The 22,907-nt window shown below is 60.8% G+C and carries 15 protein-coding genes; 11 read left to right on the top strand and 4 right to left on the bottom strand.

What is annotated here, in order from left to right; genetic code table 11:
- The first annotated feature begins 8 nt into the window (after positions 1-8).
- Complete coding sequence (locus WDC82_RS05070; RefSeq protein ID WP_340116955.1) at positions 9-1,334, top strand: HipA domain-containing protein; 1,326 nt, start codon at positions 9-11, stop codon at positions 1,332-1,334.
- Between the two features lie 277 nt (positions 1,335-1,611).
- Here WDC82_RS05070 and WDC82_RS05065 read toward each other — a convergent pair whose 3' ends face one another.
- Complete coding sequence (locus tag WDC82_RS05065) at positions 1,612-2,352, bottom strand: hypothetical protein (protein ID WP_340116170.1); 741 nt, start codon at positions 2,350-2,352, stop codon at positions 1,612-1,614.
- 1,245 nt (positions 2,353-3,597) lie between these two features.
- Between WDC82_RS05065 and WDC82_RS05060 the strand changes: the two genes are divergently transcribed.
- Positions 3,598-6,477 carry a UvrD-helicase domain-containing protein gene (locus tag WDC82_RS05060; protein ID WP_340116169.1) on the top strand — a complete coding sequence of 960 codons (2,880 nt, stop codon included), beginning with the start codon at positions 3,598-3,600 and terminating at the stop codon, positions 6,475-6,477.
- 64 nt (positions 6,478-6,541) lie between these two features.
- Here the strand turns inward: WDC82_RS05060 and WDC82_RS05055 are convergent, their stop codons facing one another.
- Complete coding sequence (locus WDC82_RS05055; protein ID WP_340116168.1) at positions 6,542-7,279, bottom strand: thermonuclease family protein; 738 nt, start codon at positions 7,277-7,279, stop codon at positions 6,542-6,544.
- A 406-nt stretch (positions 7,280-7,685) separates the two neighbouring features.
- Between WDC82_RS05055 and WDC82_RS05050 the strand changes: the two genes are divergently transcribed.
- The 7 genes from WDC82_RS05050 (at position 7,686) to WDC82_RS05020 (ending at position 14,372) form a co-directional block, all read left to right on the top strand.
- Entirely contained in the window at positions 7,686-8,615 is a 930-nt protein-coding gene (locus tag WDC82_RS05050) for a DNA/RNA non-specific endonuclease (protein WP_340116167.1), read from the top strand.
- A gap of 132 nt (positions 8,616-8,747) precedes the next feature.
- Positions 8,748-8,951 carry a hypothetical protein gene (locus WDC82_RS05045; RefSeq protein ID WP_340116166.1) on the top strand — a complete coding sequence of 68 codons (204 nt, stop codon included), beginning with the start codon at positions 8,748-8,750 and terminating at the stop codon, positions 8,949-8,951.
- 141 nt (positions 8,952-9,092) lie between these two features.
- A complete protein-coding gene (locus tag WDC82_RS05040) occupies positions 9,093-10,019 on the top strand; it encodes an HNH endonuclease (RefSeq protein ID WP_340116165.1) in 927 nt (308 codons plus the stop codon).
- Between the two features lie 341 nt (positions 10,020-10,360).
- Positions 10,361-11,641: a hypothetical protein gene (locus WDC82_RS05035; protein WP_340116164.1), complete on the top strand. Its 1,281-nt coding sequence runs from the start codon at positions 10,361-10,363 to the stop codon at positions 11,639-11,641.
- Positions 11,642-11,981: 340 nt separating this feature from the next.
- A complete protein-coding gene (locus tag WDC82_RS05030) occupies positions 11,982-12,587 on the top strand; it encodes a helix-turn-helix transcriptional regulator (RefSeq protein ID WP_340116163.1) in 606 nt (201 codons plus the stop codon).
- Positions 12,580-13,812, top strand: a complete 1,233-nt coding sequence (locus WDC82_RS05025; RefSeq protein ID WP_340116162.1) for a HipA domain-containing protein — start codon at positions 12,580-12,582, stop codon at positions 13,810-13,812. Before WDC82_RS05030 ends, WDC82_RS05025 begins: the two co-directional genes overlap by 8 nt.
- Positions 13,813-14,060: 248 nt before the next feature.
- Entirely contained in the window at positions 14,061-14,372 is a 312-nt protein-coding gene (locus tag WDC82_RS05020) for a hypothetical protein (RefSeq protein ID WP_340116161.1), read from the top strand.
- A gap of 349 nt (positions 14,373-14,721) precedes the next feature.
- Here the strand turns inward: WDC82_RS05020 and WDC82_RS05015 are convergent, their stop codons facing one another.
- Both WDC82_RS05015 and WDC82_RS05010 read right to left on the bottom strand, forming a co-directional pair.
- Positions 14,722-15,735: a hypothetical protein gene (locus WDC82_RS05015; protein WP_340116160.1), complete on the bottom strand. Its 1,014-nt coding sequence runs from the start codon at positions 15,733-15,735 to the stop codon at positions 14,722-14,724.
- A 62-nt stretch (positions 15,736-15,797) separates the two neighbouring features.
- Positions 15,798-16,652 carry a WYL domain-containing protein gene (locus tag WDC82_RS05010; protein WP_340116159.1) on the bottom strand — a complete coding sequence of 285 codons (855 nt, stop codon included), beginning with the start codon at positions 16,650-16,652 and terminating at the stop codon, positions 15,798-15,800.
- A 220-nt stretch (positions 16,653-16,872) separates the two neighbouring features.
- Here WDC82_RS05010 and WDC82_RS05005 point away from each other — a divergent pair, with 220 nt between their 5' ends.
- Complete coding sequence (locus tag WDC82_RS05005) at positions 16,873-19,485, top strand: PD-(D/E)XK nuclease family protein (RefSeq protein ID WP_340116158.1); 2,613 nt, start codon at positions 16,873-16,875, stop codon at positions 19,483-19,485.
- Positions 19,482-22,892 (top strand): UvrD-helicase domain-containing protein, encoded by a 3,411-nt coding sequence (locus WDC82_RS05000; protein ID WP_340116157.1) that lies wholly within the window; start codon positions 19,482-19,484, stop codon positions 22,890-22,892. Before WDC82_RS05005 ends, WDC82_RS05000 begins: the two co-directional genes overlap by 4 nt.
- The last annotated feature ends 15 nt before the right edge of the window (positions 22,893-22,907 follow it).

Genomic DNA, 22,907 nt, shown 5'->3' with positions numbered 1-22,907 from the left:
TGCTTTCTATGCCTGGAGACGTCGAAGAGACCAAGGAAGCCTTCGTTTGGATCTGGCTGCCTGGCGAGACCGACCCGGTCGTTGCCGGACGCCTGATCCGCCAGGGCAAAAACCTGGTCTTCACCTATGAAAGCAGCTACTTCGAGCGCGACAACGCCATCGCCATTTACACATCGGAGCTGCCGCTAAAGCCCGGTCTCCTGCCGCTCCTCCCAGGCATGCCGATGCCGAGCTGTCTCCGGGACGCCGCCCCTGATGCATGGGGGCGTCGGGTGATCCTAGACCGCAATCTTGGCTTGCGTGGCAAGGCGGCGGATACCACGCGCCTGGACGAGCTTACCTACCTCTTGGCAGCCGGCTCCGACCGAATCGGTGCCCTCGACTTTCAGCGATCGGCGAGCAACTACGAGCCACACCCTCCACTGCCCGCGACCCTCGAAGAGGTGATTGATGCGGCTCGCCGGGTGGATGAGGGCTGGTCGCTCTCTCATGAGCTCGAGCAGGTCTTGAAACATGCCGTAGGCGTCGGTGGAGCCCGGCCGAAGGCCCTCTTTGCCGACGGCGAAACGCCGCTCATCGCCAAGTTTCCAGCCGCACGCGAAACCTATCCCGTCGTGAAGGTCGAGTACCTTGCCATGGCAATGGCGGCCAGGGCAGGCCTCGACGTCGCTGCAGTGAATCTGGTCTCCGCGGCCGGGTGCGATGTCCTGTTAGTCGAGCGCTTTGACCGGACTCCCCGGAACGAGAGCTTTGAGCGGCGGGCCATGGTTTCTGGACTAACCCTTCTCGGTCTCGACGAGGGCTTCGCGCGCTACGCCTCATATTCAGACTTGGCCGAGACAGTGCACCACCGCTTTGCAAACGCCTCAGCCACGCTGAAGGAGCTCTTCGGCCGCCTCGTCTTCAACATTCTGGTAGGTAACACTGATGACCATGCCCGCAACCACTCTGCTTTTTGGGATGGTCACCAGCTGAGTCTTACCCCGGCCTATGACATTTGCCCGCAGGCGCGCACCGGCGGAGAAGCTTCCCAGGCGATGCTGATTACCGGCCAGGAGCGCCTGAGCCAGCTCTCCCTGGCCCTGGACGCAGCGGCGACCTTTCTTCTGAGCGAAGAAGAGGCGATCGGCCTCGTAGCTGCTCAGATTGAGTCAATCGGCTCCACCTGGCCGGATCTGGCCGACGAGGCACGCCTGGCCGGCGCCGAGCGTAACGTGATCTGGGGCCGTCAGCTCTTAAACCCCTTTGCCTTTGAGGGCCTCGAGGGTTCGCGCGGGCAGCTGGCCGACTTGGGCGACCAAGTCCGCGAGGAAGGCCGCTGGGCTATCGCTTGACGCCTAGCTCATAGGATCAAGTGTCGACCCCTTTCCGGCGTAAAGTCAGTACCACATCGGGCAGAGCCCGATCATCTTCGACGGGGCCGGATTACGTTTGTGTTGCGGGCTGGTGGCTAGATAAGGACCGTAGAGACAGCTGTGGCGCCCTTGGATTGGGAGATCTGGATAGAGAGTGTCAAGGGGCTGCCCCACGAGGTGCTATCGAATGCTCTCTCGATCCGAGAGAGTTGGGCAAATGCGCCAACAGCATGGGCCGAGGCGAACGCCCGCCACATCAAGTCAGAGCAGCTTCAGTAACCGACCGCGTAGCCGAGACGATGCGATGGGCATGACCGACAATCGCCCACTTTGTATTGAGCGACATCTGCGGATCGACAACATCGACCCCTTCGGTGACCCTGTAGCCGCGCCGCTTAGCCCAGAGGAGAAATGACTGCAGCATCGTCTCGCGCAAGATGACCTCGGCTTCCGCCCACTCGTCAGCAGTTCTGGGGCAGGTGTTGCCACCCTTCCGCAGAAGCTCCAGGCCCAACTTGGCGCGAAGACTTGCGGAGCTCTCGGATTTGGCAGTCTCGTACGCCTCTGCGACCTTCCGGTCCGTCGCGACATTCACCCCGCTGGTCCCGGAGAGACGATCTAGCTCCATGAACCGAGCACGCTCCCTTTCGACGAGCTGCACAATCCCCAGGATACCGGACTCGGCACACGGCAGCGTGGGATTCCGCAGCTCGGAGACGCGCTCGCAGAGTCTATGCAGGTAAACCGCTAGGGCGGCATCAACAGTATGGGGATGACCGCTGAGCTCGTCTCCCACGCATTCAACGATCACGTCTCGGAGACTCTTGCAGAGAATATCCTGAGCGGCGGTCTCTGCCGCAGCGAATACCTCGCTGAAGTAGAGCGGACCTTCCGGCGAACTGTTGAGGAGCCGGGAGAGCACGAGTCCGGAAAGAATCAGATCCAGAGGATGGGTAGAGTGAATGGCCCGGTGGAGCGTGGTCTGCAAAGGCGACATAGATGAAGTCCTCAATTCGATGTTGGGCGATAGGGGGACGGGCCCCTCGAATTGAGATGTGGTTCCGTTGGGCCCGATTGGGCCGAACTTTCTTTCTCGGAACCATTACTGCGACATCTGGCCCCAGTTCTCTGGCTCGAGATCCTAGGCGTACCGCCGTCGAAGATAGTTAACGTCCGGAGACCCGAAGACCGCTGACAAAGATCACTGCCATGACATCTAATGTGGGGTCAGAAAGAGCCCAGCTACTGGGCGAGAGCGTCAACTAGAGAGGCGACAGTATGCCGACAGTGCCGAATGGGGTTTCAAACCACACCCAATCGAATGACCGCGGGGAATTGGAACTCAGGCTGAGCTGGATCAACTGGCGGACAGTCGCAGAGGGTGTGGGGCTGACCGGTGTTGAGGCCGAGGCGCGTTTCATCAAGGGCGTTTCGGCCGCTCTAACCAGATACATCGACTCCTTGGGGCAATCCTCTTTTCCGCGGCGAAAGGAGGAAAGAGACTCGCTAGACCAGTTCCGAAGCCGAGCTGCGCTGCTTCTCAATTCCTTGGATCAACTGGACGACACAACGCGAGAACTCCTCGCATGGGAGCTCAGCAGAGACCCTGCCCGGGATAGAACAAGAGCTGCCGAGAAAGCAATCCACCGTGGTCAGAGTGAGAACGACACTGAACTTGCCGCGTTTCGACACGATCTGCGGCGCATTTGCGGCGCTGCTTACCGACTACTAGAAGAGTCGCCGGCAGCAAGGCGCAAAACGCGAGCAGACGACAGCTTTGCAGGTTTCGTTGCAGATCTTGCTCGTATCTACAATGCGAATGCCTCTTCGAGTGATAGCCCTCGGCCAGGGCGGAAGCCGGCGCGGTGGACATTCGATGAGTTCGTCACCCACCTTCATGCGGCTTTCTTGCCAGAAGCTGATCGAGACTTCTCTCACCCCGATGAGGTGGTTGCGTGAGCGAGCGGTTAGAAAAAATATCCACTGATCCTTTACCCAACGCTAATCATGACGGGGCACCCTTCATCTCGCGTATGCAGAGTTGACGTAGCTAAGTTGCGGGCAGATGACACTGACTGCAAGGAGGTTGGGATGGGGAGGGAGCATTCCACCTTGTCGGTTCAGCCAGGCCCCAACTGCGCCTCGAAAACGCACTTGCATACGATCGAATGTGGAACCTGCGAACTGAGCGGCAGCGATCGACCGGAACATGCAGCTAGTAGAAAGAAGCAGGCTCGCCGGCGTGATCCTGAACCTTCTCGGTGAAAGGAAGCGAGGCATTCGGCTAAGCGAAGCAGGGCTCCAGGTGCTGGGGCCGTCTTCGCAGAATATTCCGCTTTGTGACTTGGTCGGTCCCGTCACCCTTGCAAAGCGCCTCTGGTTTCATGGCGTCTCCCTGTCGCTGGCCAGTGGGTCTGATGTTCGGATTTTCGGGCTAAAGCGCGACGCTGCTGCGCGGTGTGTCGAAGCAGCGAACGCAGCCTGGCACCAACACATCGCCGAGCTGTTCAAGGAGGTGGACCCGGAGCTGACCACCCTCGCGGAGGTAGTGGAGCGCCTCTCGGCGCCCCGGCGCTATCCGGCGGCCTGCCTCTTGGCCCCCTACATGAAGCGGGTTGACGCTTTGCTTTCCAGAATCCCGATGGAGATCCCGAGCGGCTTCATCGAGCCGACCCTAAGACAGAGGCTGGCAGCCATTTTGGCGTTCCGAAAGGACCCATTAAGTCTGCGGAACGCGGCAATCGAGACCTTCGTCGGGACCGAACTGAAGGAATGTAAGGACTTCCTGGACGAAATCGAATCCAATCCCCTCACGCCAGAACAGCGTCTCGCCGTAGTGACGGATGAAGACGCCACAATGGTTTTAGCTGGGGCAGGATCCGGTAAGACAGCCGTCATCGTCGCCAAAGCGGCCTACCTCCTCCACCGCGGGATTCGCCAACCCGATGAAATTCTCCTGATGGCTTTCGGTGCCAAAGCGGCGGAGGAAATGGCGAGGAGAATTGAGGAGCGCAGTGGCTCGCCCATCGACGCCCGAACCTTCCATGCCCTTGGCTACGACATCATAAAAAAGGTTGAAGGCAAGGCGCCGGCGTTGGCGGCTCATGCGAGCGACGATGTGCAGTTCAGGGCACTGTTGCGCGACATTCTTGAAAGAGAGATCGGCGAGAATGCGCGAAGCGCGGGGCTGATCCTCCGATGGTTCACTGAGTTTTACTGGTGTTATCGCAGCGAGTGGGACTTCAAGACCCTCGATGACTACTATAGTTACGTCGAGGCCCATGAGCTTCGCACCCTCCAGGGAGAAGTCGTTCGGAGCTTCGAAGAATGCGAGATTGCGAACTGGCTTTATCTCAACGGAATCGCCTATGAGTACGAGCCGAACTATGAGCATCAGCTTCCCGAAGCTGGACGACGCGAGTACACACCGGATTTCCGCTTATCCGAATCGGGCGTCTACATCGAGCATTTCGGCGTCCGTAGGGAGCGTGGGCCGGACGGCGAGGACCTCTTCACCACGGCTCCTTGCGTGGATCGAGAGCGCTATCTGAAGGACATGGCTTGGAAGCGCCAAGTTCACCTGGAGCAAGGCACCATCCTCATTGAAACGTTTAGCTACGAACGCGTGGATGGGCGCCTCACCCAGGCGCTTGCAGAGAAGCTAGCGCCCTTTGTAAAACCGGCACCGATTTCCGCTACACAGGTCCTTGAAAAGCTGAATGAGCTCGGTCGGGTAGACGCTTTCACGCAGACCCTGGGTACCTTCTTGCGGCATTTCAAAGGAGCGGGGCTTTCGATCGAAGCTTGCCGCCAGCGCTGCAAAGGTTCTGCCGAAGCGCGCCGAAATGGCGCCTTTCTGGATATCTTCGAACCCGTGCTTTCGGAGTATCAACGCCGCCTGGGAGACCGCATCGACTTCGAGGATATGATTGCGCGGGCTACCGACCATGTGGAAGCCGGCCGCTACGGCAGTCCCTACCGGCACCTGCTGGTCGACGAGTTTCAAGACATCTCGGAAGGCCGGGCGAAGCTCTTGCGGGCTCTCAAGGCACAACACGAGGACGCCCGGATCTTCGCGGTGGGAGACGATTGGCAGTCAATCTATAGGTTCTCCGGTGCAGATATCCACCTGATGCGCGACTTCGGAGTGGAGTTCGGCGGAGCCTTCGTCGGCGTCACCGGGGTCCACCGGTCAGTGGACCTTGGGCGCACGTTCCGCAGTGTCGATCGGATCGCCCTGCCGGCGCGCAGGTTCGTGCTGAAGAACCCCTCGCAGATCGAAAAGCAGGTGATCCCGGCGGGAGCGACCGACGGCGCCGCGATCAAAGTGGCCTACTACGGCCGGGGCCAGGAGGAAGGGGCATTGCGGGCCGCTCTCGAAAGTATCCGAGAGGGGGCCTCGGGTAGACACGATCAGGCAGCGCAATCGGTGCTGCTGCTAGGCCGCTATCGCCATGTTTGCCCAAATAGTCTTTCGCAGTTGGAGGCGGACTATCCGGATCTTTCCATCCGCTTCATGACCGTGCATGCTTCGAAAGGCCTAGAAGCGGACCATGTCGTCATCCTAAGAGTCGAGACAGATCGTTTCGGGTTTCCATCGGAGATCGTCGATGACCCGCTGCTCGATATTGTCTTGCCCGACCCGGAGGCCTTCGGGCACGCAGAAGAGCGCCGGTTGTTCTACGTCGCGCTGACCCGTGCGCGGCGGTCGGTGACGGTTCTCGCTGCTCGGGACAAGCAGTCCGACTTTGTTCGAGAGCTGGTGGAAGAAAAGGAGTACGGAATCGCCCTGCTTGGGGGCGAGGCGGTCACAGAACGTAGGTGTGGCATCTGCGGCGGACGAATGCTACCGAAGAAAGGGAACAACGGCCGCATCCGCTTTTACTGCGAGCATGGTACTCTGTGTGGGGCCTCGCTTCCTGCCTGTGGTATCTGCAATGGCGAGATCCCTGTCAGGCTCGGCGGAGACGGAGAAGCGATGGCGTGCGGCTGCGGGGCCAGGTTCCCGGCCTGTCCCTCCTGTTCAGAAGGCTGGTTGGTTGAGCGAAAGGGGCGATACGGCGCCTTCCTCGGCTGCACGAGATATCCCGACTGCATAGGCAAAAGGCGCCTCGATGCCTGACTGTGGTGCGGCGACCGCCACCGGCAGGCGGAGGCCTTAGCCGAAAGTACAACGTCGCCGGACGCTACCGCCTCGACGGCCGCCAGCCAGCTGCCCGAGCCTCTGCCTCACTGCAGAACCACCGTTCACCCTTTGCCGGATTGATCTTGGTTCGAGAGTAATATTCCCCGCTCGGGACGTGGTAGATGCGCTCACCCGTATTGATGCTGATGTTCCCTTTCACCAAGCAGTCTGCGGACTGATCGGGTCGCTTCCCCTCGTCTGCGAGGCGGCTGCTGCGCCGCCAATCCCAAGGCGGGACGAACGCGCCTTGCCAGACACCGATCTTTGCCGCCGCGGCTGCTTCTTCCTGCGGGACATAGTCGATCGAGTAGTGCCGGTAGGCGAGTGCCCAGCCGTTGGCGACCATCCATGCGTTCAGGTCCTCACCCTGGGCCCGGCACACGGCAACCACCCTTCCGTAGCGGTCGACGTCCCTCGGCTCGCAGCCGACGACACCCTTGCCGATCTTGTCCGACAAGGCCAGCGCTGCGCTCTGGCCGCAGCGATACTTGTCATGCTGGCGGGTGCACAGTTGATCGCTTTCGGGTGCATCGATGCCATGCAGCCGGATGCGAGTCCCGTGGATTTCGAGGGTGTCTCCATCGACGACAGAGGCCTGGCCGACAATGATCTCGGGGCTAGCCACGGCGGTCGGGGCGGCCTCGACCGGGCCCAAGTAAGGGGCCAGGAGATCGAACAGGAAGTACCCCCCTGTTCCTCCGACCAAGGCCGCTGCGGCTGTCAGGGAAGCTACACGCATAGGCCGACTCCTGGGATCAAGGCATCGAAGAGCTCAGCTTCCTTTCTCGTCGACACGGAATGCCCTTCGCATGCCAGTGCCCGGGAAGCTGTGGACAAGGGATATTCAACTACAGATAGTAGCGTATGGTCTTATTCTTAATATTGGGTAACGGCGAACGCGTGGCCCCCAGACGATGCTGACGGGCGAATTCGTTGCCCCTCGAGGGCGCCTTGCAGAGCCGATTCCGGAACGGTTCGGCGCTGATCAGGCAAGCCGCGATGGGGCTGCTGCCGGTTTGTCGGCTCCCTGTGATTGGACCAGCGGCGCGGGAAGGGACCCACCATCGGGAGGTGGTAAAGCGCGCGCCATACCTGGGCAAGACGGAGCAACACGTTCCCCCCTCGAGAGCCGGGAGAGCCGCCGGATGAGCATGACCTCTCGCTGGGCCATCGCGGTTTACGTGGCGCTCGTCATCTGCCTGGGCTGGGCGGCCAGCGCGTGGGGGCAGGACTGTCCGCCCCTCAGTGAATACAGGCGCGCCGTGCTCCTAGCGGAGCACCTGTTCGGGGGACGGCCATCCAATGGGGAAATTCTCGTCCGGCGCGCCTATGTCACCGAATACGATGCACTGCGCCGTGTGCCGCGATGGGTCGCCTGGCACGCCATGCCGGGCTACCTCCAGACGCCGAAACGCGCCGGGCGCTGGGCGAGCTTCCGCATCGACCGGGAGGTCCCAAATCCCGTCCGCAGTACAGACTATCTCGACTTGCTCGACACCCGGGACCTGGCCCGAGGCCATCTGGCCCCTTATTTCATCGCTGGCGGGGACCGCAATGGTGACGGCGTCATGGCCGCCATCAACTCTCCTGATGACCTCACTGTGGCGGACATCGAAGATGCCTGCACGGTCTTCGAGGTAAACTTCATGTCGAACATCGCCCCGCAGCTGCATAGCCGGTTCAACGGCAGTGGCGGCCTCTGGAACCAGCTCGAGACCCGGGTGCGCGAGGACGTCGTTGGCCGTGGCAAAACCGTCCATGTCATTGCGGGCCCGGTGTTCGGCAATGCCCCCGTAGAGCACGTCGGTCCCAACGCCGATATCCAGGTCCCGCAGATGTTCTACAAGCTCTTGATATCGGACCCTGGCGTCGCGGCCTTCCTGTTTGCCCATCCGGGGCGGATCGGCACGAAGGGATGTGCCCTTGATGCCGTTCTCGACGACTGCATCGTGACGGTGGCAGACATCGAATCGTTGACGGGCCTGGATTTCTTCGCTGGTCTTGACGATTCAAGCGAGGCATTGCTGGAAGGAACCGACGGGCGTGCTGTGTGGCATGTTCTGCTAGGCGAGTAGGGAGATGACCCAGGTTTCGCTTAGGCTGGACCGTGGCGGCGAGGGCCGACCTGCGCGCCCATGGCCCGCATGGTCTGATTTCAGATTTGGTCCCTGGTGCGGTCAGAATACAGCCGAAAGTTCGAGTAGAAGATGACCACAGATCTCGACATCTACCGCGCAGCCGCGGTCATGGCCCGTCAGTTCGGCTCGCAGGCGGCCCGAGAAGCGGCGGTCCGCGCCCGATCGCTGGCCGAGAAGAATGACCGGGAGGGCCAACGCATCTGGGAGCGTATCGCAAGGGCCGTGCAAGAGCTCCAGAATGTAGAGCGATCGGCTGGCGAGTCGCTGCAATAGGGCGCACGTGAGCGCAATGAATGCCCGCAAATAGCGGAAGGCCGCCGACAGAGTGGCCGGAACGGTGCATGCTGTGGCGAGGTGTCATCCTGGTGACGGAAAACAAGCACGGGACGGCGTCGCGAGGAGATTGGGCGGGAAATGAATGAGAAAGAACGCGACGCGCTCATCCGCACGGCAGCCTTCGACCACGTGCGAAGGTTAAGCGAAGTCCATGGCCACCTGACGGCCAAGGAGTTGAACCCCGGCTTTACATTCGAGGGCGAGCGCATTCCGCTGGTGAACCCGCAGCGGGGCATCTTCAAGCCGAGGCAGATGCGTTATCTGCTCTCTATCAAGACGGTGTTCCCGCGTCCGGGTGCCCGCGTTTGGTATGATGATCAGCGAGAGGTGCACCGGCAGATCTTCGAAAGCGACGAAGCCGTTGACTACGCCTTCATGGGGCAAGATCCAAACGCTGCGGACAACCAATGGCTCCGTGAAGCGCATGAGAATGAGATTCCCATCATCTATTTCCTCGGGATCGCCCCAGGGCGCTACCAAGCGATGATCCCGACTTTCATTGCGGGCTGGGACAGTGTTGCCCTCAGGGCCCGAATTGTCTTCGGCATCCCCGATAACGACGACTGCTATGTCCCGCAGGACGCCGGAGAAAGGCGCTACGCGCTGCGCAGTGTCAAGCAACGTCTGCACCAAGCTTCCTTTCGAGAGGCGGTGGTTACCGCCTACAGAGGCCGCTGCGCAATCTCCAACCTGCCCGAACAACGCCTTCTCGACGCCGCCCACATCGTTGCGGACAAGCATGAGCGCCTTGGCCAGCCAGTGGTCCCCAACGGTTTGCCTCTCTCGAAGTTGCATCATGCGGCATTCGACGCCCACCTGATCGGTATCGATCCGGACTATCGTTTGCACGTCTCGCAGCGGCTTCTCGAACAGCGTGATGGCCCGATGCTGGAAGCACTGAAACAACTGCAAGGGTGTCTGCTGCACCTGCCGTCGCGAGAAAAAGACTATCCCGACCGCGACCGCTTGGCGCTCCGATTTGAACGCTTCAGAGCAGCTCTATAGAGCAGAGCCGCCGGTAGGCCGACCAGGAAGGCCCCTGGGCAACTGTGTCCCGAGCCATTCGCAGCATCGCGTTTCGATTTCCTGCTGCTGGGCCAATTAAGCAACGGTGGCGATGAGAAGCTGAGCAGCACTCTCGTGAAGCGCCGGGCCTCGGGTGGGTGCCCGACGCAGTTTCCCGCACCGGATGCTGCTCGCGCCGTTCGAGGGGCCTTGGTCTGGGGCCTTGCGTATATCACGCAGTGCTGACCTCTGGGCAGCTCTACCCAGCAGCTCAAGTGCCGCCCGGTTCCGGCGGAGCAGCCAAACTCAAAAATCGGCCCTCGAATGAAAAATTTCGTGCCGTGAGGGCCATCGTCGCCTGGACGTACACATTTTTCGAATACAGCAAGTCGCTGCCTTCGTGGTGGCGGCCGAACGGACAACCAGAAGTGAGACGTACTGTGACCTATGATCATCATATCGACGTAGCCGAAGCGCTGACCCTGCTCTTCTGGGCGCAGAACGCGCAGGACCTTGCCCTCGTCGACGAAGCTACCGAAGAACAACCCGAGTCCATGATGAGGATTCTTTTCCTCTGCGAGCTGCTCTTTGCGCCGGAGGACTGCGCCCTCCTGTTGGACCATCAGGTCACATCGGGCGAGACGGTCCGCGACCTGCTGGCAGCGGGAGCGGCCGGGATCGCCCGACTCGAAGCGGTCCTGACCGAGAGCTTCCGCGACCAGGCGCCACGCGAGATCTACAATCAAGGCGGTGCGGCCCCGTGCCCGGTGTTGGAACTGCAGTTCTTGCTTCGTCTTCTGGAAGCGCGCCGCGAGGACGACTTTCAGTGGCGCAATCCTCTGTCCGGGAACTGCGAGCCGATCGATGCCGGGGATGCGCGACTGGCCCAAGCCGTTTTTTCGGCCGGCATGAAACTTGACGAGGGAAACCTGTGCGAGCTGATCGTCGGCGCTCTCCAGGACCGGGCTGAAGTCGTTCGGTACATAGCAGCACGCATGGTCACGTCACTTTCCGACGCCAGCCCGGTGTTGAGCACCTTGAGCCAGCTTAGCTCCGACGCGATCGCCTTCGTGCGGCGTGCCGCCCTGGAAACGCTGTCGCTTGTCAACAGTCGCGCCGATGTTGTCGATAGCATCGCCGCCTTCAGCCATGACCCTGATCCAGCGCTTCGCCGTCTAGTCGTGAAGTTGCTGCTGGAGAATGAGGCGATGTACTGCGACTACCGGCGCCTCATTCACCTGGCCTTCGATCCCGAGCCGGAGATCGCCAAGATCGCCCGGGCCTACTTCAGCCCGTCCGACATTCAGCGCTATCTGCGACTCCTCGCGCAGCTTGCTTCCAGGGGAGGCGCGCTCCACCAGCGGGAACTCGAGATCCTGGCAAAGCCCGCCAATCTCCGCCGCTCTCTTCGCCGGCAGGTCTTCATTCAACGCTTCAGCAGGCTTGCGCCTTTCCGAGACGCTCATCAGCTAGCGCGGACTGTGGAAGCGCTCGAGACCTGCGCCACCGATCTCGATCCTTCCTTCTGGCACGAAGCGGCGGCATTGGTCCACGACCGCACCAGACCTGTCGTGGAGCAAAGCCTGGCCATGCTTCACGCGAAGGCCAAGGTCGGGGTCTGAGGGGGTGCGGCAGCCGGTGATCCTCCAGAAAGCCTCGGCACCGGAGCCAGGAGGTTCTTCTGAAGGTTCTGATAGCGGGATCAGATCAAGCCGGCGCGCCGCAGATAGTCTGCGGAGCTCGCAGGTGAATCAAAGCGAAGAGGCCGCCTAGAGCGGCCTTCAGACCTGAGGCTGGTCAAGGCCGCTAGGAGGTTGGAGTTGCCTCCGTCATTCATGATCGGTATTTATATATCAGAAACCAATATTGATATATAATTACATATCGACTCTTGAAATGGCCCCTAGAAATGATATGTTTCTACATATCTAATAGCGCAAATGATGCAGTAAAGCAGATCAAGTGAGCTACGAAACCGAACATATCGCGCGGAAGCTCAAGGCCGTCCGCGAAGAGAAGGGGCTGAGCCAGCGCGCGCTTAGCGAGCGGGCTGGCGTGCCCCAGAGTCATATCTCGAAGATCGAGAGCGGAGCGGTTGACCTTAGGCTCTCCAGCCTCGTCGAGCTGGCCAGAGCGCTTGATCTGGAGCTGACGCTTGTGCCGCGCAAGGCAATATCAGCGGTGCAGTCTATCGTCCGGAGCTCTGCGCGCGCTACGCCCCCCGAAACACGCCCAACACATCAGGCTGCTAAAGAACTCCAGAACTTCCAGAAGGATCTGGCAACCCTCTCCAATGCCGCGAAAGCGCCGAAGGAAGTGGCGCAGCTTCAGCGTCAGCTTCGCGAGCTTCGTCACTTTCCACTGGCAAAGTCCGATCTGGAATCAATCCAACAGGCATACAAGGTCTACAAAAAGTATCTGGCGCGCCACAGCGATTTAAAGGCCATTCGCGACTCTCTGTCGCAGCTTCAGAGTTTGCGCAATGCACTGGCGCATGCGCCTGTCCATGAGCCCCAGACCGAGTACGTGAAATCCGCCTATAGCCTGGATGAGGACGACGATGGCTGATGTATTCGTCCTCAATGTCCTGCTATACGGCGAACCGATCGGCACATTGACGCGGGTTGGCGGCGATCGCACGATTTTTGCGTTCAATGACGCCTATATAGCGGATGAAGCACGGCCCGTGCTCGGAGCTGGATTCAAAGATGCGCTCGGGAATCTCATCACCGAATTCAGGTCCACCCAAACCAGGCTGATGCCCTTTTTTTCAAACCTTCTGCCCGAAGGTCATATGCGCGAGTACCTAGCCAACCGCGCCGGGGTGAGCGCCGAGCGGGAGTTTTTTCTGATCTGGGTGCTCGGCCATGATCTGCCCGGTGCCATCACCGTAAAACCGGCAGACGGCGAAGAATGGCCTCCCGATGCTCATGATGCTGGTGATCATGATCATGAGGCTGATCATCACCGTGAGAATGCCCTACGGTTCTCACTCGCAGGCGTTCAGCTCAAATTCTCGGCCATCAATGATGCCACTGGCGGGTTGACCATACCTGTCAAAGGCGTTGGTGGATCCTGGATCGTTAAACTTCCCTCGCTGCAATATGAGGGTGTTCCCGAGAACGAGTACGCCATGATGACGCTCGCCCGACTCATCGGCATGGATGTGCCGGCACTTCAGTTAATAGAGCTAAATGCCGTCAGGAACCTGCCGAGCGGGCTCGAGAACGTGAGGGGCCAGGCTCTTGCCATCGAACGCTTTGACCGGCTATCGGATGGAAGCGCCGTTCACATCGAAGACTTCGCCCAGGTCTTCGGCGTTTACCCGAAGGACAAATACGAAAAAGCCAGCGCACGCAGTATCGCGCGCGTGATTGCTGCGGAAGGCAACGAGGCGGATATCACAGAGTTTGTTCGCCGTCTTACCTTCAACATGCTGATCGGTAATGCCGACATGCATCTCAAGAACTGGTCGCTGATCTATCCAGATCGGCGCAATGCGGCGCTGGCCCCAGCTTATGATTTTGTTTCAACCATCGCCTATATTCCAGATGACAAGGCGGCGCTGAATGTGAGCCGGAGCAAGCGCTTTGACGACTTCACAGAAGATGAACTTGCGCATTTCGCGGCCAAAGCGCGGCTCCCCGAAACGCTGGTGCTCCATACCGCACGCGAGACCGTGGCGCTATTTCATCAGCATTGGCAGTCAGAAAGGGCCAACCTGCCGCTATCACCGGCCGCCATCCTGGCAATCGAGAACCATCTCAAGACGGTGCCCCTCGCCAGGGCTTAGCCCGTTCAGAAGATAAACAGGGAGGTATCCGTTGACGAAATCGTTACCCTTGTCACGTCATTGTCTCCCAAGCCGATAACCTTCTGGTAGTCGAACGCCGCAGCCGACAGAGCGCTTAGCCATGCGCCTATTGGAGACGGGCGATGCATTGCCCGAGGAGGAAAGGCCCGCGCGCTCTACGTCGCGCTATCAGTCTCTGGATCCAGGCTACCCGTTGGACCGTACTAGCTATTGCGCAGGAACATGACATGACCAAGGCACAAAAATCGGAAGACTCACAGTTGTCTCTCACCAAGTCCAATGCCCAGTCTAACCCGGACGCGGCATACCAGCTCGTAAACGATATGAGAGACCACATGCTCTATTTGAACGAGGCTCACGCAGCCATTGTTGAAATTGCACGTGCATCTAGCATTGAAGACCGTGTTTCTTGCGCCTTGGAACTTATTGCACGTGACATGGAACGCAGTCTCGGGGCGATCGACCAGATGATGACTGACGTGGGTGGGGCTTACCCGAAGGAACGCGGCATTAATCGCAAAGCCAGCTCCGCTGCATAGCGTCGGATCCGTCAGCGGGCGCGAAGCAGCGGGCTGATGATTCGCTACAATCGATGCATCCTTCCAGATATCCGAAGCCGTCCCGTCCGCGGCTCTGAAGATGGTCAGCGAAGAGCACAATCGGCTCAACCCGCTCCGATGAGAATGATTTGCCGCCGTCGCGCCAATGAACCACCCCGTCATTGTCGAGCCCCAGCCGCTGACTTGCCATAACTGCCCCTTATCGAAAGTCAGTGGATAGTGCCTGAGAAGGCTTGCGATGGTGCGGAGACCTGCCGGTGGGAGCTTTCTAGCAGGAGAGAACGCTGTTGCGCCTGCGGAAACGACCACAATTCTCCGCCCAAATTGCTCACGACTGCTGCGGAGGTCGTATCTGAACTGCATCGCCCTGAAATACGAATCGAATCAAAGCAATGCGAGAACGGACGAGGGCGCGATTTATATCATCCGGAATCAAGCCATCGTCAGGCAACACAAGAAACCGTTTGCAGGTCTGGTTCGACGAATCGTCGTGGACGATGATTTGGCCGATAGCTGCGTAGAGAGATTGGCGATCGCAGCTTGTTTTAACCTCGTAGATTTCGCAAGTATCGCCTTTTACTCGAACGCCGAGATCGGCAAAAACATCCTTGAACACTCTTTCGTGTGGTGCCATCGACTGCATCCGCCAGCTCCGCAGCGCACGCACGATGTCCCCGTGACGAGAGACGTATTCAAGTTCTTTGACACGTTGCCTCCGCTTCCTGCCAGAAAATTCATCATAGTAGTCTCCATAACGCCGCTGCGCTGCTCGTGCTTGCGGTGTCGTGGTTTCCCCCTTTCGCACAGCGTTCTTGAAGCTGACAACCATCTCAATGAAGCGGGCAATGTTAGCGGCGCTTCGGACTGAATCGATGGGGGTGACAATGATTCCGAGACGGGTATCACCTTGCAAGTCTGCCACGGACACCAGCTTACAATCGGAAAATGCGAGAAATGCCTTTCTTCCGACGCCTGCTTTACCGCCTCCGACTCCTCCGTCGTGCATAAGGTAAGTAGCACCCGTCTGACTATCCCTCGCAAAAAAACCTGATACTTTTCGGCTATTCGCATCCGTTGGCACATTGAATTCCACACTGATCTGAAGGTTGCCGTTATCCCGGTATGGCCCGAATGAGTGCGAGTAGCGTCGAATTCCTTTGTCCGGACTGATCAGTGATGATTTGTACCAGTACTTTTCGTTGTGATGTATGGACATCCGCTGGCTGCCAGGACGCCAAGTCACAATTCGTGTTTCACGAGCACGCCAAGCACTTTCGAGCCGCGCCCGAAGTTCGTCGCTGGCTTCCCGCTTTTCCTTTCGGGATTCAATCAATGTAAGCATGTGGTTCCCCCTGACCGAGGATGGTATCCGTTGCCTCTAGCAAACTGCAACCTTGGGCCAGATCAATGGGCGCGGAGCGTTTGCGCGTTCAGTAGCACTATCTGCTGGTCTTGGGGTCTACGCTCAGAGGTATCGGTGTCCAGGCCTAACCTCTTGAGTGTGTAGTAGAGGAAGGCGCGACGAACTCGCACTTCCGTTTTGCCATCCCGCATACCGTAGTCCAGCTCAATGACCTTCTTCTGGAGTTCAGAGAGGTCAGGGTGGGGCCCAATTTCCAGCACTACATGCTGCTGCCAATCCTGATCTGATGTGTTGTCTATGTCGCTATGTCGGCTTTCGGCGGTTGCGAGCATCCGCGATAAGAGGAAATCCTTGAAAGACTTGTCGATGTCGCAAAAGGCACGTGCATGCCATCGGAATCCATCGAAAGCGATGGCGTGAGGAGCAATCCAGCGCCACCGCGGTTCTGGCCTGGAGAGGGACTGGTACTTGATCTCCAGCATTTGCCTTCGACGTATTGCGGTGAGAACCGAGCGTAGTATCTCACCGCTCACCGCCCGAAAGGGTGTGGATGCTGCGTCGAAGGGGGGAGCGTCCCCGATCCAGGCAGCAGACGGCTCTAGGAACCCGTCCGCCACAGAACGCAGTTGCGATAGGTAGGCGTCGGGGCTGGCCGTCGTGAACCGAGGCTGGAAACCCTCGCTCGGGATATACCGCTTGGCGCTCTTGTCATAGATGGCGTTCCCGGGCGCCCGCTCCTGGTAGAGCGTCAGATCTTTGGAGGCTTGAGGCACCGAAACGCCAAAGGTTTCCATGATATCGCCCCGGTTTACCCGACCTTCCCAGTACAATCGAAACTCGATAAACTCAAGGCGGCGTTCTACTCCCCATGCCAATTCGGCGCTGTCTTTTCTCATGGTGCAGCTGCTTTCTTCACAAAAGAGTATAGAAAGTATATGGACAGAACGAATCGACCAGTATAATTTATAGTCTTATTTTGAGACTGGCTCAATGTGCCAGCGGTTGCATCGACGGATGGGCCCCGTCGCCAACCGCAAAGAAGAAACGCCGACCATAGGGAGGGGAGGGATGCCAGCACCCGCGCGCCGCACAATTGTTGCCCATGGGCGGCTTGCGATGCGTGAAATGCGCCTCAAATCCGCCCGGCATCGCGACCATGGCGTTCAGGTCATGACCTTCGAGCAGTTGGCCGTACGGCTGGCTGGCGGGTTCTGCCAACCCATCGACGAAGAAACCCTGCGTGCTGCCGTCCAGGCGTGCTTGGCGGAGGCCGATCTGGGCGAACTCGATGGCATCAAGACCTTGCCTGGAATGATCGGCGCCGCCGTGGGGACCCTGCATAAGGCTTGGCGTGCAGGGGTGGATCTTCAAGCACGCGCGGGGGATCAACCCCGCCTGGCCTCTATCGCCCAACTCGAAGCGGCGGTCCTCGGTACTCTGCCCCCATCGATGCTGCGCCCGACCGATATCGTCGCGGCAGGAATGCAGCGTCTCGACCATGCCGAGGCCTTGTTCGGTCCCGTCGAGATCGTCGGCATTACTGAGCTCTCGCCCTGCTGGCGGCCACTGCTTCACGCGCTCGCTGCAAAGGTGCCGATCCGCTGGGTTGCCGGGCCCCGTGAGACGCCGTCATGGCTAGATGGCAAGATGGTGGAGGTGGTGCAAACCGAAGCCAAGACCCCAGCGGTGGAGACCGTCTCCGCTTCTACCGCGTACCACGAGGCGATCGAGGCATTGCGCTGGGCGCGCCGCCTGATCGCGACGGGGCAGGCGGCGCCGGGCGAGGTCGCCATCGCCTCCGTCACGCCAGCCGAGTACGACGACTATTTCTTGGCGCTCCGTTCCGACGCCAACTTGGATCTGCACTTCGTGCACGGGGTGCCTGTGACGGCCTGTCGCGAAGGCCAGGCCGCGGCCGCCCTGGCGGATATCCTGGTGCGCGGCATCTCACAAAACCGGATGCGGCGCTTGGTGGCACTCGTCGGGGACGGGGGTGAGCTCTTCAAAGCCCTGCCAGAAGGCTGGACAAGGGTGCTGCCGAACGACGCGCCACTGGCTTCGGTCGAGGCATGGGATCGGCTAGCTGACCGCCTGACGGCCGAAGACTGGCCTGACGGGGCCGACCACACGCCGGCACTCCGAGCACTGATAGCCCAGCTGGGTGAAGGTGTAGGGGTGGCAGAGAAGGTGGGACAGCAGCTGCTGACCGGCCGTGCCCTGAAAATTTGGAAAAAGGCTTTGGCCGCGGGGCCGGCGGCTTCCCTGGACCAGACCCTGGAGACCTTGAAGGAGGACGACGGCCTCGAGGCCTGCGTCTCCATGGCCTGGATGCCCGCGAGCGCGCTGGCAGCCTCACCGAGGCCTTTTGTGCGCCTCCTTGGCCTCAACTCTGCGCGCTGGCCGCGTCCGATCACCGATGACCGCCTCCTCTCGGACCACATCATTCCGTCGGCCGAGCTAGACCCCTTGCCGATCAGTGCCGCCGATCGCCGGGACTTCAGGACCATCCTTGCCACTACCGAGCACCAGGTTGTCCTGTCCCGGGCGCGCCGTGACAGCGATGGCCGGCTCCTCGGACGCAGCCCCCTGCTGCAGGGGCAACCCGAGGAAGGCTATCTTCGGCGCAATCGCGTGCCGCCCCATGCCTACAGCGAAACCGACCGGCTCATGGCGCGCCCTGAAGAGTTCCGCGCCCTGCCCCAGGCTCTTTCGGCTGCTTGCTGCTGGCGTGACTGGTGGCGCAACGAGCTCACGCCGCACGACGGATTGGTGCGGGCTGACCACCCGGTACTGCAGTCGATTCTTGAGCGCACCCAGTCTGCTAGCTCATTGCGCCGGCTGTTGCGCAATCCCCTGGGTTTCGTTTGGCAGTACGGCCTGCGTTTGCGCGAACCGGAGAGCGGCGAAGACCCCCTGGTTCTCGATGCCTTGGCGATGGGAAATCTGGTCCATATGACCTTGGAACAGGCGTTGCGCCGCCTCGAGTCGGCAGACGGTCTCGCGAACGCCACGGCGGCGCAAATTGCATCTGCCATCGACGTCGCCGCCGAGGACGTGGCGCTGTCCTGGGAGATGGAGCACGCGGTGCCGCCGCCGGTCATCTGGCGGCGTACCCTGGACGACGTGCGGGCAATGGGTGCCCAGGCCCTCACCTTCGACGACGAACCGCTCCCGGACGCCCGCTCCTTTGCCGAAGTGCCGTTTGGTGGCCTCGAGCCCGCGGCCGAAGCCGAGATGCCATGGGACGCATCAGTGCCTGTTGAAATTCCGGGAACAGGCTTCCGGATTAACGGCTACATCGACCGGCTGGATATCGACGGCAACGGGCAGCGCGCCCTGGTTCGGGACTACAAGACCGGAAAGGCGCCCAGGAACGACATCACGCTCGATGGCGGCCGGGAACTCCAGCGTTGCCTCTATGCCTTCGCGGTAAAGGCGCTCCTAGGGGAGCAGGTAGAGGTCAGTGCATCTCTCCTCTACCTCCGCGACGAGGTCGACCTACAGCTTGCCGATCCCGAGGCCACGCTGGCCACTATCAGAGAAGCCCTGCGGGCGGCGCGCGCAAGCCTGATGGCGGGGTCGGGAGTTCTTGGGCCAGACACGGGCGGGCGATATGACGACCTCGCCTTTGCACTTCCGGCCAATGCCGGCGCTACCTACTCAAAGATAAAGATCCCTGCAGCGAAGGCGCAACTCGGGCCAGCCGCTGAAATTTGGGAGGCGCCATGATGGCTTCCGCTCCCCAATCCCTCGCCGATGACGCCGCACGCTGCACGGCCCTGATCGCCCTCGATCGCTCTCTGTTGGTCGAAGCCGGCGCAGGTTCTGGCAAAACAGCGGTAATGGCTGGGCGCATTGCTATGCTGCTGGCCGAGGGGGCCGCACCTAAGCACATCGCCGCAGTGACCTTCACCGAGCTTGCTGCGAGCGAGCTCCTAATCCGAGTGCGCAAATTTGTGGAAGAGCTCGCGGAGGGACACGTCCCACCTGAGTTGCGGGTGGCCTTGCCAGATGGGGTAGCGGCCTCGCAGCGCGAACGGTTGGCCGCGGCCACAGTGGCGATCGACGAGATTACCTGCTCGACGATCCACGGCTTCTGCCAGAAGCTCATCAAGCCCTATCCCGTGGAAGCCGATATTGATCCGGGCGCATCCGTTATGGACCGAGATCAGGCGGACATGGCCTTCTTCGACGTTACCGATGCCTGGCTCCGAGATGCGCTCTCAGGCGAGGGAGATGGCCTCCTGGCGGAGATGGTGCTGCGGGAGCCGGTGCAGACGGTGGATCTGGTCAACACCATCCTCCGTCACTTTCGCAGCCGCCGCGAGCTTGCTGTTGAAGTACCTACGAACTTGGCAGCTCTTGTCGATGCATTCCAGCAGGCGGCAGGCGACTTTGCTGCATCCCTGGCAGGTTCGGAGGTCCAAGAGCCGGAAACCAGTAGCATCGCGAACTACTTTGTCGAGATGGCTGGGGAGGTGAGTCCGAGCAGCGAGGCCGAAACGTCTGGCGACCTTGTCCTGCTGCTGCTGGCAAACCCCCATCCGGATCTATGCACCCAGGCTGGAAGCTTCCGGAAACTTCAGAAGAAGGGCAAGTGGGAGGCGGCGGCCAAACAGGCGGGCCTCTCGAAGGCCGATGGTGGCCGCCTGAATGATGCGGCCAACGAGCACTACACCGCTTGCTGTACAGCCTGGGACGAGATGAAGCAGGCCATCGCCACGCGCGTTCTGGCAGATCTCACCGACCTGTTGGCGCCGGTTGTCGATCGCTTCCGGGATTACAAGCGCTCGGCGGCGCTCCTCGACTTCGATGACCTGATCTTTGCGGCGCGTGACCTGCTGCGAGGCAACGAGCCGGTCCGCCAGGCACTTGCAGCCCGCTTCGCCCATGTTCTCGTCGACGAGTTCCAGGATACGGACCCCCACCAGATCGAAATCTTCTGGCGCCTTTGTGGTGAGCCGCCAGAGGGGGCGTCTGGAGACAACTGGCAGGATTTCCGGATCCGGCCCGGCGCGCTCTTCCTGGTCGGCGACCCGAAGCAAGCAATCTACCGTTTCCGGGGCGCCGATGTGGCGGCCTACCTCCTGGCACGCGAAGCCTTTCTCGCCCAGGACCCTGATAGCGTTTTGCCGATCTCGACCAACTTCCGCTCTTGCGCACCCATTCTCCACTACGTGAACGATCGCTTTGAGCCACTGCTTTCGGCTGAAAATGGCCAGCCCGGCTTCACCGCTCTAGATTCCTTCCATCCCCCGCGAGACGGCGGCCTCTCAGTTGCTGCTCTCGACATCGCGGTTGCCAATGAAGAGGGGAAAGCCACGGCAGAGCAGCAGCGTGATGGCGAAGCCGAGGCGGTGGCGGATATGTGTGCCCGGCTGATCGGTAGCGAATCGATCCTGGACCGCAAGACCGGACACGTGCGGGCCTGTCGGCCGGGGGATATTGCCCTCCTGGCCCCGACGGGCAGTGAGCTCTGGCGCTACGAGGAAGCACTCGAACAGCGGGGCATCCCGGTGGCAACCCAGGCGGGCAAGGGCTTTTTCCGGCGCCAGGAAGTCCAGGACCTGATCGCCATCACCCGGACGCTCGCCGATCACAGGGACACCTTGGCGCTCGGGGCCCTCCTGCGCGGCCCGGTCGTCGGTCTCAGCGAAGAAGAGTTGCTCGACATCGTCTGGGCGTTGCCCCGCAGCGAGGAAGCGCCGGAGAAGCTGCCGCGCCTTGATCTCAGTCTTGACCTTGAGGCGATCGCCCATCCCCTGGCTCGCGACGTCATCGAGAAGCTCCAGGCCCTGCGGCGACGCATCCATTCGACGACACCGCATGAGCTTCTGGCGCAGGCCGTCGATGTGCTGCGCCTGCGGCCCATCCTGCTGGAACGACACCGTGACCAGGCTGAACGGGCGCTCGCCAATGTCGACCTCTACCTTGCCATGAGCCGGACCTACTCGGTCAGGGGAATCAGGGCCTTTGCCGAGGCGATGAACGCTGCCTGGGCTGACGAATCGAGAGCCGTCGAAGGGCGCCCCGATGCCCAGGAAGAGTCCGTGGCCCTCTACACCATGCATGCGGCCAAGGGACTTGAATGGCCGATCGTGGTCCCGATCAACACGATGACCCAGGTAAAGGGTCCAGAAAACGCCGTAGTCGACCGAGCAAGCGGTCATCTCTATTGCCCTGTCTTGGGTGTCAAGCCGACAGGGTACGAGGATGTACGAGATGCCGAGAAGGCGGAGCTCGACCGGGAGCGTGTCCGCCTTTGGTATGTGGCTGCGACCCGTGCTCGGGAAATGCTCGTCCTGCCACGGCTGGACGTGAAGCCTGCTAGCTCGGCTTGGATATCGCTTGCCGACCTTCAACTGGGGGAGCTCCCTGCGCTGGATCTCTCGCATCTTCCGCCCGAAGTCGCCTTGGGTGCGGCGGGAGAGGAGAATGGCCAGACCCGCGAGGTCTTCGCTGCGGAGGCTGCAGAAATCACGTCGAAGCAGAGACAGCTGACTTGGGCTGCGCCCAGCCGGGGCGAGAGTGCAGTCGGGCCCGTGCTGCGGTCAGAGGTACCGGAGATCCTCATGACGGACCCTGACGGTGCCACGATCGAAGCGCCGCTGGCGCCCGCAGTCCAGGGTGGCCGCGATCGAGGCCGGATCCTCCATAAGCTGCTGGAGGAGGTTCTAACCGGCGAAACGCCTGAGGAACGCACGGCGCTGGAGTCCCGCGCGGCCACCCTCATCGAGGAGGTGGGGCACACGGTCGCAGAAGACCCCGCCGCTGGCCTCGCCCCGACCGAGCTTGCCGACTGTGTGATTCGAGCCCTCGCTCTTCATGAGATCGCAGAGCTGCGCCCGCGGCTGGCGCCGGAACTGCCGGTCTATGCGTCGACTGTGGTGGAAGCCACGGAGGAGGTAACGGCCGGCGTGGCGGACGCTGTTGCCTTCGACGCTGACGGACGGCCGCAGGTCATCGTCGACTGGAAGAGCGATGTCAATCCGGCGCCAGAAACCGTCGAGCATTACCGGGCCCAGGTGAGTGCCTACCTCGACGTGACAGGCGCCGAGCGGGGACTGATCGTCTTGCTCACTTCAGGAACCGTCATCGATGTTGCCGGCGCTCCGGCGGCCGTGGCAGCGTCCTGAGATTGGGGGCTGCAG

Origin of the sequence: Pelagibius sp. 7325, from assembly GCF_037652055.1 — a bacterium.
Classification (GTDB): domain Bacteria; phylum Pseudomonadota; class Alphaproteobacteria; order Kiloniellales; family Kiloniellaceae; genus Pelagibius.
The sequence above is the reverse complement of the archived record's forward strand: the minus strand, read 5'-3'. Positions and strand labels throughout refer to the sequence as shown.